The sequence below is a fragment of the Methylorubrum sp. GM97 genome, assembly GCF_024347855.1.
Classification (GTDB): Bacteria; Pseudomonadota; Alphaproteobacteria; order Rhizobiales; family Beijerinckiaceae; genus Methylobacterium; species Methylobacterium extorquens.
Map to the genome: position 1 here is coordinate 2,208,335 of NZ_AP025942.1, position 12,450 is coordinate 2,220,784.

At 68.7% G+C, this 12,450-nt stretch carries 13 protein-coding genes; 8 read left to right on the forward strand and 5 right to left on the reverse strand.

The window, feature by feature from the left end; all coding sequences use genetic code 11:
- Positions 1-37 precede the first annotated feature (37 nt).
- Both MSPGM_RS10315 and MSPGM_RS10320 read right to left on the reverse strand, forming a co-directional pair.
- Complete coding sequence (locus MSPGM_RS10315) at positions 38-598, reverse strand: Uma2 family endonuclease (protein WP_003604237.1); 561 nt, start codon at positions 596-598, stop codon at positions 38-40.
- Positions 599-687: 89 nt separating this feature from the next.
- On the reverse strand, positions 688-2,136 hold the full coding sequence (locus MSPGM_RS10320) for a homospermidine synthase (protein WP_261926362.1): 1,449 nt from the start codon (positions 2,134-2,136) through the stop codon (positions 688-690).
- A gap of 273 nt (positions 2,137-2,409) precedes the next feature.
- Between MSPGM_RS10320 and MSPGM_RS10325 the strand changes: the two genes are divergently transcribed.
- Entirely contained in the window at positions 2,410-2,598 is a 189-nt protein-coding gene (locus tag MSPGM_RS10325; protein WP_003604239.1) for a hypothetical protein, read from the forward strand.
- Positions 2,599-2,745: 147 nt separating this feature from the next.
- Here MSPGM_RS10325 and MSPGM_RS10330 read toward each other — a convergent pair whose 3' ends face one another.
- Together MSPGM_RS10330 and MSPGM_RS10335 are read right to left on the reverse strand one after the other, a co-directional pair.
- Positions 2,746-3,303: a GNAT family N-acetyltransferase gene (locus tag MSPGM_RS10330; protein ID WP_003604240.1), complete on the reverse strand. Its 558-nt coding sequence runs from the start codon at positions 3,301-3,303 to the stop codon at positions 2,746-2,748.
- Between the two features lie 178 nt (positions 3,304-3,481).
- On the reverse strand, positions 3,482-4,648 hold the full coding sequence (locus tag MSPGM_RS10335) for a type III PLP-dependent enzyme (RefSeq protein ID WP_003604242.1): 1,167 nt from the start codon (positions 4,646-4,648) through the stop codon (positions 3,482-3,484).
- A gap of 684 nt (positions 4,649-5,332) precedes the next feature.
- On the opposite strand from MSPGM_RS10335, the gene MSPGM_RS10340 reads away from it, so the two are divergent.
- The 4 genes from MSPGM_RS10340 to MSPGM_RS10355 all read left to right on the forward strand — a co-directional run bounded on the left by MSPGM_RS10340 (position 5,333) and on the right by MSPGM_RS10355 (position 9,487).
- Entirely contained in the window at positions 5,333-6,952 is a 1,620-nt protein-coding gene (locus MSPGM_RS10340) for a glucan biosynthesis protein G (protein ID WP_012752735.1), read from the forward strand.
- Positions 6,925-7,461: a GNAT family N-acetyltransferase gene (locus tag MSPGM_RS10345; protein WP_012752736.1), complete on the forward strand. Its 537-nt coding sequence runs from the start codon at positions 6,925-6,927 to the stop codon at positions 7,459-7,461. The genes MSPGM_RS10340 and MSPGM_RS10345 overlap by 28 nt, the downstream gene beginning before the upstream one ends.
- Positions 7,462-7,604: 143 nt before the next feature.
- A complete protein-coding gene (locus MSPGM_RS10350) occupies positions 7,605-8,693 on the forward strand; it encodes an alkene reductase (RefSeq protein ID WP_003597994.1) in 1,089 nt (362 codons plus the stop codon).
- A 122-nt stretch (positions 8,694-8,815) separates the two neighbouring features.
- Positions 8,816-9,487: an HAD hydrolase-like protein gene (locus MSPGM_RS10355; protein ID WP_043706816.1), complete on the forward strand. Its 672-nt coding sequence runs from the start codon at positions 8,816-8,818 to the stop codon at positions 9,485-9,487.
- On the opposite strand, the gene MSPGM_RS10360 is transcribed toward MSPGM_RS10355, so the two are convergent.
- On the reverse strand, positions 9,481-9,978 hold the full coding sequence (locus tag MSPGM_RS10360) for an outer membrane protein assembly factor BamE (RefSeq protein ID WP_003597998.1): 498 nt from the start codon (positions 9,976-9,978) through the stop codon (positions 9,481-9,483). The genes MSPGM_RS10355 and MSPGM_RS10360 overlap by 7 nt on opposite strands.
- A gap of 157 nt (positions 9,979-10,135) precedes the next feature.
- Here MSPGM_RS10360 and MSPGM_RS10365 point away from each other — a divergent pair, with 157 nt between their 5' ends.
- From MSPGM_RS10365 to plsX, 3 genes are all read left to right on the forward strand, one after another.
- Positions 10,136-10,702 (forward strand): ubiquinol-cytochrome C chaperone family protein, encoded by a 567-nt coding sequence (locus MSPGM_RS10365; protein ID WP_003597999.1) that lies wholly within the window; start codon positions 10,136-10,138, stop codon positions 10,700-10,702.
- A complete protein-coding gene (locus tag MSPGM_RS10370) occupies positions 10,699-11,217 on the forward strand; it encodes a YceD family protein (RefSeq protein ID WP_261926363.1) in 519 nt (172 codons plus the stop codon). The genes MSPGM_RS10365 and MSPGM_RS10370 overlap by 4 nt, the downstream gene beginning before the upstream one ends.
- 164 nt (positions 11,218-11,381) lie before the next feature.
- Positions 11,382-12,440: a phosphate acyltransferase PlsX gene (gene plsX, locus MSPGM_RS10375; RefSeq protein ID WP_003598009.1), complete on the forward strand. Its 1,059-nt coding sequence runs from the start codon at positions 11,382-11,384 to the stop codon at positions 12,438-12,440.
- The last annotated feature ends 10 nt before the right edge of the window (positions 12,441-12,450 follow it).

Below are 12,450 nucleotides of genomic sequence, written 5' to 3' on the forward strand. Positions count from 1 at the left end.
CCGCCCCGGAGCCAAGCAAGCGGCGTGCGGGGCCGGGTCAGAAGGTCAGGCGCGCATAGACCTCCGCGACGGACAATGCGCCGCCGAGTTCGGGCAGGTCGATGACCGCGCCGGGCCCGGCGACTTCAACCGTCCAGTCCGGCGCCCGGCGCCAGACCTCCACCCGCGCTTCGTCCTGATGCACGAGCAGGAGGACGGCGAGCGAGGGAACGGTCTGGTAGAACTCGGTCTTGCGGCCACGGTCCAGCACGAGGGTCGAGGGGGAGAGGACTTCCACGATCAGGAGCGGATCGTCGGCATAGCCGTCGAGCAATTCGGCGCCGCATCGGACGACGGCGTCCGGGATGGGCGCATAATCATCGAACGCTTCGCTCAGGATACCGAGACCTGGAACGGCCCAGCATCCTCTTGCATCGGCGAGATCGCCGAGTGCTCTCAGGAGGTTGTAGACAATTCTTTGGTGGCGGTCCTTGGAGGGCACCATCAACACGGGGACGCCGTCGATCAGTTCCCAGCGCTCGTGATCAGGGCGGCTGACGACCCATTCCTGATACTCGGCGACCCGCATGCGGGTATCGCGACGCGGGCCGACCGCCATCGCTCAGCCTCCTGTGCGAAGGCCCGAACCGTAACAAAAAAGGGCCGCCCCGGACAGGGCGGCCCCGAAGAGCGTTCTATGGCGGGGCTTCAGCCGTGCACGAGCACGTTGCGGAACTGCCAGGGGTCGCTTGGGTCGATGTCCTCCGGGAACAGGCCCGGACGGTCGGTGAGCGGGGTCCAGTCGGTGTACACGCCCACGACCGGGCCGAGATACGGCGTCTGCACTTCCAGGCAGCGGCGGAAGTCGATCTCGTCGGCCTCGACGATGCCGGCCTCCGGGTTCTCCAAGGCCCAGACCATGCCCGCGAGCACGGCGCTCGTCACCTGAAGGCCGGTCGCGTTCTGGTAGGGGGCGATCCGCCGGGTCTCCTCGATGGAGAGCTGCGAGCCGTACCAGTAGGCGTTCTTTTTATGCCCGTAGAGGAGGACGCCGAGTTCGTCGATGCCGTCGACGATCTCGTTCTCGTCGAGGATGTGCTGGTGCTCCTGCACCTTGCCGGCATTGCCCCACATCTCGTGCAGCGAGAGCACGGCGTCGTTGGCCGGGTGGTAGGCGTAGTGGCAGGTCGGGCGGTAGACCGCCTCGTTACCCTCGCGGACCGTGTAGTAGTCCGCGATCGAGATCGCCTCGTTGTGGGTCACGAGGAAGCCGAACTGCGCCTGCGCGGTCGGCGTCCAGGAGCGCACGCGGGTGTCGGCGCCGGGCTGGAGCAGGAAGATCGCGCAGCGCGAGCCCTTGGTCTGCTCCTGGGCATTGGCGGGCTTCCAGGTCTCGTGCGTGCCCCAGCCGAGCTCGGCCGGCTGGTTGCCCTCGGAGACGAAGCCCTCGACCGACCAGGTGTTGACGAACACACCCTGGGGCTTGGGGTTCTTGGCGCGCTGGGTGTCGCGTTCGGCGATGTGGACGCCCTTGACGCCGAGTTCGCGCATGAGCGCGGCCCATTCCTCGCGGGACTTCGGCTCAGGGGTCGAGGAGCCGGTGTCCTTGGCGACGTTGAGCAGCGCCTGCTTGACGAACCACGAGACCATGCCGGGGTTTGCACCGCAGCACGACACCGCGGTCGTGCCGCCGGGGGCAGCGCGGCGGGCGGTGAGGATGTTCTCGCGCAGCGCGTAGTTGGTGCGGTCGGCCTGGCTCAGGTCCTTGTCGAAGTAGAAGCCGGTCCAGGGCTCGGCGACCGTGTCGATGTAGAGCGCGCCGAGTTCGCGGCAGAGTTCGAGGATGTCGCGCGAGGAGGTGTCGACCGAGAGGTTCACGCAGAAGCCCTGGCCGCCGCCCTCGGTGAGGAGCGGGGTGAGGACGTCGCGGTAGTTCTCCTTGGTGAGCGCGACCTTCTCGAAGCGCAGGCCGTGCTTGTCGGCGAGATCCTTATGGGTGTCGACGGGATCGATGACCGTGAAGCGGCTCTTGTCGTACTCGAAATGGCGCTCGATGAGGGGCAGGGTGCCCCGGCCGATCGAGCCGAAACCGATCATCACGATCGGGCCGGTGATGCGACCGTGGACGGGCCAATCCTTCTTCGGGCCATCGGACATGCGCGGACACTCCTGTCGGGCTGCTCGTTGCTTGAGAGCGGCGTGATTGATGCTTGGAAGTGACGAGCGGATGACGGTTCGGCGTCTGCCGGTCAACCGGTCGATCCGCTCGGATGTTGCGGAACCGTGAAGATTCCAGGGTTTCAGCTATGAGGTGAGTGCAGGTCTGGGCTCGGATGGCGTCGGAGGCGTGTGCCGAAAAGTCTGTCTATGCTGCACTGCAACAAGGGAGTGACGCTCAAGGGCAGACAGCACGCACAAGGAAACCGCACCATGCTGACCGTCCTCACCGCACCGTCCATCCATCCCGAAATCGAGACGATCGATCGCGATCCGGGCATCATCACACTCCTCGCCGCCCTCGTCCGCGCTGGACGTACGGCCGCCGGCCAGGCCCGCGCCTTCCACGAGGGTGCCAGCCGCCTGTCCTTCTCCGCGACTGCTTGGCCCTATCACCGCTGAGCCGGTGATCCGTGCCGGTGCTCCCGGTCTCTTCCATGACGACCACCATCGACCGGATCAGGGTCCGCCGCCGCTCCTGCGCGTCGACGGGCCCTGTTTCGCACTTAATCCCATGACGGGAAGCGGGCGCCGCAGCCCGGCCTCGCCTCAGGCGGCGTGTCGTCGTGCCACGACCGTGGCGGCCTCGGCCGCGACCTCCGGCAGCTGTTCGAACGCGCCGGTCGCGCGCAGCACGCCCTCGGCGCCCGCAAGCGCATGGGCCGCCAGTTCCAGTCCGAGGAAGCGCTCGCGCTCGAACGGACCGGGCATGTAGAGCCCTGCTGCCTTCTCCGGGGCGAAGCCGAAGCGGGCATAATAGGGCGCATCCCCCACCAGCAGCACGGCGCCGTGGCCGAACGCCGCCGCTTCGGCGAGCGCGGCCCGCATCAGCGTTCCGCCGAGGCCGGCACCCTGAACCTCCGGATCGACCGCGAGCGGGCCGAGCAGCAAGGCGGGCCGGCCGCAGCCGGTCTCGACATCCCACAGCCGCACGGTGCCGACGAGTTTTTCGCCCCGCACAGCCGAGAGGGCGAGGCCGCGCGCCGGAAGACGGCCTTCGCGCAGGCGCTGCGAGGTCTTCAGGAAGCGGCCGGGGCCGAAGCAGGCGTCGAGCAGGTGCTCGCGGGCCACGACATCGGAGGCGGTTTCATTGCGGATCTGGATCACGGCCGTACCCTCCCAGGTCGCTGAGAAGCGGGGGGAAACAGCCCTCGCACCCGCCGAGGCGGGCCGTCCGGGACACAACGACATGCGCGTCTCGTGAGACGCGCGGCACTTCTGACGGAAGAGGCGTGAATGAAGCCTGACCGAAGCCGGCCCCGCCGGGGCGGGACCGGATTGCGGATCAGATCACGATCTGCGCGAGGGGCGGGAAGCCGTTGAAGGCGACCGCCGCGTAGGTCGTGGTGTAGGCGCCCGCGCCCTCGATCCACACCTTGTCACCGATCGAGAGGGAGACCGGCAGCGGGTAGTGGTTCTTCTCGTAGAGCACGTCGACCGAATCGCAGGTCGGGCCGGCGACGACGCAGGGCGCCATGCGGTCCTCGTCGTGGTCGGTGCGGATCGCGTAGCGGATCGACTCGTCCATGGTCTCGGCCAGCCCACCGAACTTGCCGATGTCGAGATAGACCCAGCGCACCTCGTCCTCGGCCTCCGACTTCTTGGAGACGAGCACGACCTCGGCCTCGATCAGGCCGGCATTGCCGACCATGCCGCGGCCCGGCTCGATGATCGTCTCCGGGATGCGGTTGCCGAAATGCTTGGTGAGCGCACGGAAGATCGCGTCGCCGTAGGTTTCCACGCCCGGCACCTGCTTGAGGTACTTGGTCGGGAAGCCGCCGCCGAGATTGACCATCGACAGGCCGATGCCGCGCAGAGCGCATTCACGGAAGATCTCGGAGGCGGAGGCGAGCGCCCCGTCCCAGGCTTCCGTGTTGGCCTGCTGCGAACCGACATGGAACGAGACGCCGTAGGCATTGAGGCCGTGCCGGTGGGCGTGCTCCAGCACGTTCACCGCCATCTCCGGCTCGCAGCCGAACTTGCGCGAGAGCGGCCAATCCGCACCGGCGCCGTCGCACAGGATGCGGCAGAACACCTGCACCTCGCCGGCCGCGATGCCGGCCGCCTCGCTCGCGCGAACGATCTTCTCGACCTCGGCCTGGCAATCGACGGCGAAGAGGCGGATGCCGAGCTTGAGCGCGCGGACGACGTCGCGCTCCTTCTTGATGGTGTTGCCGAAGGAGACGCGGTCGGCGGTGGCGCCGGCGGCGAGCGCCATCTCGATCTCGGCCACGGAAGCCGTGTCGAAGCAGGAGCCCATCTCGGCGAGCAGGCGCAGCACTTCCGCGGCTGGGTTCGCCTTCACGGCGTAGAACACGCGGGTGTCGGGCAGCGCGCGGGCGAAAGCCGTGTAGTTGTCACGCACGACATCGAGGTCGAGGACCATCACCGGGCCCTCGTCCTGGCCGAGGTCGCGGCGCGCGCGCAGGTAATCGCGGATGCGATCGGTCATTGGTCGTCCCCACCACAGGTTCGAGGCGCCGTCGAGGGCGCGAGATCGAATCGTGACGGTCCCGGAAGGACCGTCGGCGTCAGGGGGCGATGCGTCGCTTCCGCTTCGCGCTTTGGAGACGCGGAACGGTCAGCGGGCGCGAGAAGCACCCCGGAAGCTGCCGTGGATTGGATGGGGGAACCCCAACCGCACGCCGGGCAAGGATAAACAAGCCTCTTCGGTGTCGGCCTTTGGAGGGCCGACGAGACCAAAAAAGCCCGTTCGTCGTTGCTTTAAGCTGCGTCCCCCGTGGAGAGCGGGGTTCGCCGGTTTCGCCTCCGGCTGCCGGTTGTTGTTAGGGTCTGGTGTCGCCACCCGGATGCCGGCCGTAGGGATCCACCCTTTACGACCATCGATCCTTTAAGACCCCTGGCGGCTGTCCGGCAGTTGACCGGATGCCCACCAACCGACACGCGGCCACAGGCACGTGCGAAATTGGGCAGGCGCCATATACGGCCGGGGGCTCCCGACCACAAGGGAAAAACGGTTCCGCTACCCCCCGATTTCCGGCCGGATCGGTCGAGAGTTCGGCGTGGCGCGCGATTGTTGCGCGAAAGACGCAGCTCCGCATCGCACGAGCCCGGCCGGCCCCTTCCCAAGCCCAACCGAAGCGGCCATTGAACCGTGGCATTTCGGGATGGGATCATGATCCGCGCCAAAGGCCCTCACGCCCCCAACGGCCATGCCGAGCAGGCCGTGCCGACAGGTGCGCCCTCGCGCCGGGGCGTGATGTCGGGGCTGGCCGCCGCCGGCCTCGCCGCGGCCCTGCCGGCGTCCGCTGGAGACGATGCGAGGAGCCGTCCCTTCGAGCCCGGCATGGTCGAGCACCAGGCGCAGGCGCTCGCGGCGCAGCCCTTCGACGGCCGCTTCCCACCGCTGCCGGCGCCGCTCGCAGGCCTCGATTACGACGCCTACCGCGACATTCGCTTCCGGAAGGACCATGCGTTTCTCGGCGAGGCCGGCGGGCCGTTCCGGCTTCAGCTGTTCCACCGTGGCTTTCTCTATCCGCGCCCGGTCTCCGTGAGCCTCGTGCGCGACGGGATCAGCACGCCGATCCCATACGATCCGGCCCTGTTCGATTTCGGCCGGACGCGGATCGACGGGACGTTGCCGAGCGACCTGAACTTTGCCGGCATCCGCATCCACGCACCGCTCAACCGGCCCGACCGCCTCGACGAACTGATCGTCTTCGCCGGCGCCAGCTATTTCCGCTTCCTCGGCCAGGACCAGCTCTACGGTCTCTCCGCCCGCGCCCTCGCGATCGGTTCGGACGGCGAGAAGGAGGAGTTTCCGTTCTTCCGCGCGTTCTACATCGAGGTGCCGTCGGCGGATGCGAAGGCCCTGACGATCCACGCCCTACTCGACAGCCCGTCCGTAGCCGGCGCCTACCGCTTCACGGTCGAGCCGGGCCGCACTACCGGGGTGCGGGTGAGCGCGACGCTCTATCCGCGGCAAGACCTGGCCTCCGTCGGCATCGCGCCGCTGACCTCGATGTTCTTCATCAGCGAGACCGATCGCGGCCACAGCGACGATTACCGGCCGGAGCTGCACGATTCGGACGGGCTCCAGCTCGCTACCGGCTCCGGCGAGTGGCTGTGGCGACCGCTCGACAACCCGCAAAGCCGGCGGATCTCGACCTTCCTCGACCGCGACCCGAAGGGCTTCGGGCTGATGCAGCGCGACCGCGACTTTGCCAGCTACCAGGATCTCGAGGCCGGCTACGAGCGCCGCCCCGGCTACTTCGTCGAGCCGGAGGGGGCCTGGGGCGAAGGCAGCGTCGTGCTGATGGAACTGCCGACCGACAACGAGACCGCCGACAACGTCGTCGCCTTCTGGCGCCCGAAGCAGCCTTATCCGGCGGGACGGCCGGCGCGGCTCGCCTATACGATCCGGGCGCTTGCGGCCGAGGATCTCCACCCGAACGGCAAGGTGATGAACACCTTCATCGCCGAGCCGGCCGCGAGCGGCGCCGCGCGCCGGGCCGCGGATGCAACCGCCCTGCGTAACCGGCGCTTCCTGATCGATTTCGGTGATGGGGAACTGGAGAAGCGTCTCGGCGATCCGGTGCCGCCCGAGGTCGTCGCCAGCGCCAGCAACGGACGGATCACCGCGACCTCGATTGTGCCGAATCCGCATGTCGGCGGTTTCCGCGTCGCCCTCGACGTGCAGCTCGACGGGCCGGGCGCGACCGAATTGCGGGCCTATCTGAAGAAGGACGATCAGGCCCTGACCGAGACATGGTCCTATCCCTGGAGCGTCGCGTGAGCACTCGCAGCGAGCGCGTCGCCGCCCGCGTGCCGGTGGAGATCCGGCCGGCCCGGCTCGCCGATCTCGACGCGCTCGTCTCGCTCGAACACGCCGCCTTCACCACCGACCGGGCCGAACGGCGGGCGATCCGCCATGCGATCCGCTCGGTCAGCATGACCCTCCTCGTCGCCGTCGCGCGCGAGCCGGCGGAGGGCGGCGAGGTCGAGATCCTCGTTGGCGCGGCTACGACGGAGCGGCGGCGCACCAGCCGCGTCGCCCGGCTCTCGTCGCTCGCCGTCGCGCCCGCCCGCGCCGGCCTCGGGCTCGGGCGCAAGCTTCTGCAGGCGGCGGAGGCCGATGCCCGCGTCCATGGTTGCAAGCGGCTACGCCTGGAGGTGCGGGCCGACAACGGCGGTGGCATCCGGCTCTACGAGCGGGGCGGCTATGCGCGAACCGGGACCAAGCCGGACTACTACGAGGACGGCATGGAGGCATGGTGCTACGAGAAGGCACTGACGGATGGGTAACGTTGGCTTGTGCGCCGCAGCGCAGGTGCGCCAGCGCACTGGCGAACCGGGCGGCTAGACACAAGGTTCAGCCCACCCGAAGGCGGCTTCGGCACCTGCAGCGCAGCGTTTTCGAGAGCCGCTACCTCCCGACAGAGTATCGAATGCCCTCAATCTTTGACCCGATCACGCTCGGCGCGTTGAAGCTGCCGAACCGAATTCTCATGGCCCCGCTGACCCGCGCCCGCGCGACCCGGACCCACGTTCCGACGCCGGTGATGGCCGAGTATTACGCTCAGCGCGCGACGGCCGGCCTTATCATCTCCGAGGCCACCGGCATCAGCCAGGAAGGGCTTGGTTGGCCCTACGCACCGGGTATCTGGTCCGATGAGCAGACGGAGGCCTGGAAGCCGGTGGTGAAGGCCGTGCACGAGGCGGGCGGGCGCATCGTCTGCCAGCTCTGGCACATGGGCTACCTCGTCCATTCCGACTTCCTCGGCGGCGAGCCGCCGGTCGCCCCCTCGGTCGCCACGGCGCCGGACGAGGCGCATACCTACGACGGCAAGAAGCCCTACAGCCAGGCGCGGGCCCTGCGCGAGGACGAGATCCCGCGGCTCATCGCCGATTACGAGCGGGCCGCGCGCAACGCCGTCGCGGCGGGCTTCGACGGCGTGCAGATCCACGCGGCGAACGGCTACTTGCTCGACGAGTTCATCCGCGACGGCAGCAACAAGCGCAGCGACCGCTACGGCGGTTCGGTCGAGAACCGGGTTCGGCTGGTGACCAAGGTGGCGCAGGCGGTGGCCGGCGTCGTCGGCGCGGACCGCACCGGCATCCGCTTCTCGCCCAACGGCCCGATCCAGGGCGTGGACGATTCTAACCCGCACGAGGTCTTCGGGCTTGCCGCCGAGATGATGGAGCGCGTTGGCCTCGCCTTCATCGAGATGCGCGAGCCGGGCCCGGACGGCACCTTCGGCAAGGCGACGGTGGCGCCGGTGGCACCCGTCATCAAGGAGCGCTTCGGCGGTCCGGTCATCCTGAACTGCGACTATGACGGCGAGCGCGCCAAGCAAGCGGTGGCCTCGGGCGAAGCGGATGCCATCGCCTTCGGCCGGCCCTACATCGCGAACCCCGATCTGGTCGACCGCATCGCCAAGGGCCTGCCCTTCGCCAAGGACGACATGAAGACCTGGTACAGCCAGGGGCCGGAAGGCTACGTCGATTACCCGGCGCTGACGCAGAAGGCGGCGTAAGGCGGGAATCGGCCACTGGCCGCACTGAGCGATCGAATACAGAAGGCGGCCTCGCGCAAGCGGGGCCGCCTTCCGCCGTCTTGCAGGCCCGCGTCTTGGAGGTGCCCGATCCCGTGAGCGTCATGACCCCGGAGGACGCCGCGTCGGCCGCTCCCTACCGCCTCGTCGCCTTCGACTTCGACGGCACGCTCGCCGACAGCTTTCCCTGGTTCTGCGCCAACCTCAACGACGTGGCCGCGCGCTACCGTTTCCGCCGGGTCGAGGCGGACGAGACCGAACGGCTTCGGGGCTTGAGCGCCCGGGCGATCCTGAAGGATCTCGGCATTCCCGCCTGGAAGGTCCCGCTGATCGCCCGTCACATGCGCGTGCTCGCAACCCGCGACGCCCCTCAGCTGCGGCTGTTTTCCGGCATTCCGGAGATGCTCGCGGGGCTCGATGCGGCGGGGTTTACACTGGCTGTCGTGAGTTCCAACAGCGAGGCGAATGTGCGCTGTGCTCTCGGCGCGTCGGCCGGATCCATCCGACACTATGCCTGCGGTGCTTCGCTGTTCGGCAAGGCGCGCCGTCTGCGCGCGGTCGCGCGGGCTGCGGGCGTCGAACCGGCTGACATGCTGGCGGTGGGCGACGAGATCCGCGACGCGGACGCGGCGGCGCAGGCTCGATGCGGCTTCGCCGCGGTGGCCTGGGGCTACAACAACCCCGAGGCCCTGGCCGGTACGCGTCCGGCCTTCCTGTTCGCCGAGCCGGGCGCGGTGGCGCGGGCCCTGGTGGGCCCGCCCAGAGGCTCTTACTGACCGGCGCGGGCGCCGGGGACGACCGAGGCGCCGGCGCCGCTGCCGAACGGCTCGTAGCGGGTCAGGCCGCGGAAGAGCTGGCTGATGAAGGCGCGGTCGGAGCCGCTGGCCGGCGTCGTGCGCTCGATGAAGTCGAACACGCGCCCGTCCTGCAGGCCGTAGAGTGCGACGCGCTCCACCTTCATGCCCTGGTTGAAGTAGACCGCCGTGACCTTCTGGTCCTCGATCTGCTCGCCGAGGAACATCACCGTGCGGCGGGTGTTCTGGCTGATGTAGTACCAGGACTTGTTGCCGACCGTGGAGACGGTCGATGGGGTGCCGAGGATCTGCAGCACCTGTTCGGCACCCATGCCCGGCTTCACCGTGGCCAGAGCCGCCTGATCGATCTGATAGCCGTGGCGGATATCCTCGCCGATGCAGCCTGATACGCCGATCGCGACGGAGCCGAGAACGGCCGCGCGGGCAAGCGACGAGACGAGACGGCGCGACATCGGCCCCCCTGATTTCCAGCCAAAAGGGTCTTCATCCGCGGCGCGTTTCAACTCGCGCGTCTTCGGACTTGCACCCTGGTCCGCGGTTGCCGTACCGCGGGGTTATGGCTTTGACAAGGCAAGCTTGGCCACAGCGTCGGCACATCCGGTGGAACGTATGATCGCGGGCTTATTCCGTCGCGCCGACCGGCGGCGGCGGACGATCCAGTCGCTGCATCGGACAATCGGCGAGGCCGCGCGCCGGCCCGGCCTCTATACGGCGCTCGGCGTGCCCGACACCGTGGAGGGCCGGTTCGAGGCGTTGAGCCTGCACGTGATCCTCGTGCTGCGCCGCCTCGGCCAGTTGCCGCCGCCGGCGGCTGATGTGGCGCAGGATCTGGTCGATTCCGTCTTCATGCAGCTCGACGCTTCGCTGCGTGAACTCGGCATCGGCGACATGGGCGTGCCCAAGCGCATCAAGAAGCTCGGTGCCTCGTTCTATGCCCGGGCCGGAGCCTACGGCGCCGCGCTTGATGCGGGCGACCGGGCCGGGCTGGCCGAAACGCTCGCCCGCAACGTCCTCGACGGCGTCGAACCCGAGGCCGCCGGGCCGCTGGCATCTTATGTCGAGGCCGCCGCCGCCGCGCTGGGGGGCCAAGATCTCGACGGCCTGCTCGGCGAGGGGCCGCGCTTCCCCGAGCCCGTCGGCGCGGCCGCGACAGAGAATTCAGGAGACCATCGATGACGCCGAAGCCCGCGGGGCCGCTCTCCCGCTCCGTCAACGTCGAGCGCCTGCCCAAGGACCGCGCCGAGATCGTCGTCGAGGCGGATCCGGCCGAGTGCGAGGCCCTGGCCCGCGACTTCAAGGTCCCTGCCATCCGCGACCTCGTCGGCCGCTTCACCTTGAGAGGTTCGTTGACCCGGCTGCACGCCGAGGGCCGGGTCGAGGCCGTGGTGACCCAGATCTGCACCGTGACGCTGGAGCCCTTCGAGGCGAAGGTCTCCGAACCCGTCGAGGTCGACTTCACCAATGCCGACATCCTGGAGGGCACCGACGCCGAGGATGTCGATCTCCCCGATCCGATCGTGAACGGACGCGTCGATTTCGGCGTGCTGACCGCGGAATTCCTGGCGCTCGGCCTCGATCCCTATCCGCGCAAGCCCGGCGTCGCCTTCGATGCGGTCACGGTCGGCGAGGATCCGCTGCCGTTCTCCGATCTGGCGGCTTTGCGGGCCAAGCTCGGTGGGGACAAGGGTTGATGGGCGGGCCCGCCAGCCTTCCGGCGGGCCTGATCACGACGATGGGTGAGTTTTTGTTTGCCCGGCGGGGCGCTGCCGCTATTTTGCGCCGCCGATTCCGGGGCCTGTGACGCCCCTTCACGCTCGCTGCCCGCCGGCTTACCCCGCGGCGCCCCGAAGGAACCATGTCGAACCGCGTTTGCATCTCGCTCGACGCCATGGGCGGCGATCACGGCCCCACGACCGTCGTGCCCGGTGCGGCCATCGCCCGTGAGCGGCACCCCGAGCTCCACTTCATCCTGTTCGGTGACGAGGCGGTGGTGCGCCCCCTCGTCGAGGCCGAGCCGCGCCTGAAGGGCGCCGTCGAGATCCGCCACACCACCGTCTCGATCGCCATGGACGACAAGCCGAGCCAGGCGGTGCGCCAGGGCCGGGGCAAGTCCTCGATGTGGCGGGCGATCCAGGCGGTGCGCGACGGCGAGGCCCAGGCCGCGGTCTCGGCCGGCAACACCGGCGCCTTGATGGCGATGTCGAAGATCTGCCTCAAGACCATGGCCGGTATCGAGCGCCCGGCCATCGCCTGCCTGTGGCCGACCGTGCGCGGCGAGAGCGTGGTGCTCGATGTCGGCGCCACCATCGGCACCGATGCCGAGCATCTCGTCGAGATGGCGGTGATGGGCTCGGCCATGGCCCGGATCGTCCTCGACGTCGAGCGCCCGACGGTCGGCCTGCTCAATGTCGGTACCGAGGAGATGAAGGGCAACGAGGCCGTGAAGGAGGCTGCCCGGCTCCTGCGCGAGTCGGAGCTGCCCAATTTTACGTATCACGGCTTCGTCGAGGGCACCGATCTCGGCCGCGGCACCACGGATGTCGTGGTGACGGAAGGATTTACCGGCAATATCGCCCTCAAGACGGCCGAGGGCACGGCCAAGCAGATCGCCTCCTATCTCAAGGCGGCGATGGGGCGGACCCTCTCGGCCAGGATCGGCTACCTGTTCGCGCGCCAAGCCTTCGCGGCCCTGCGCGAGAAGATGAACCCGAGCCGGGCCAATGGCGGCGTGTTCCTCGGGTTGGAGGGCATCGTCATCAAGAGCCACGGCTCGGAGAACGCTCAGGGCTTCGCGGCCGCTGTCGATCTTGCCTACGACATGGCGCGCTACGACCTGATGCGAACGATCCGGGATATGCTGGAGCAGACGCCGGCGGTCGCCGCCGGGCTCGAAACCGGCTTGATCGAGAAGTAAGCCGGGCACA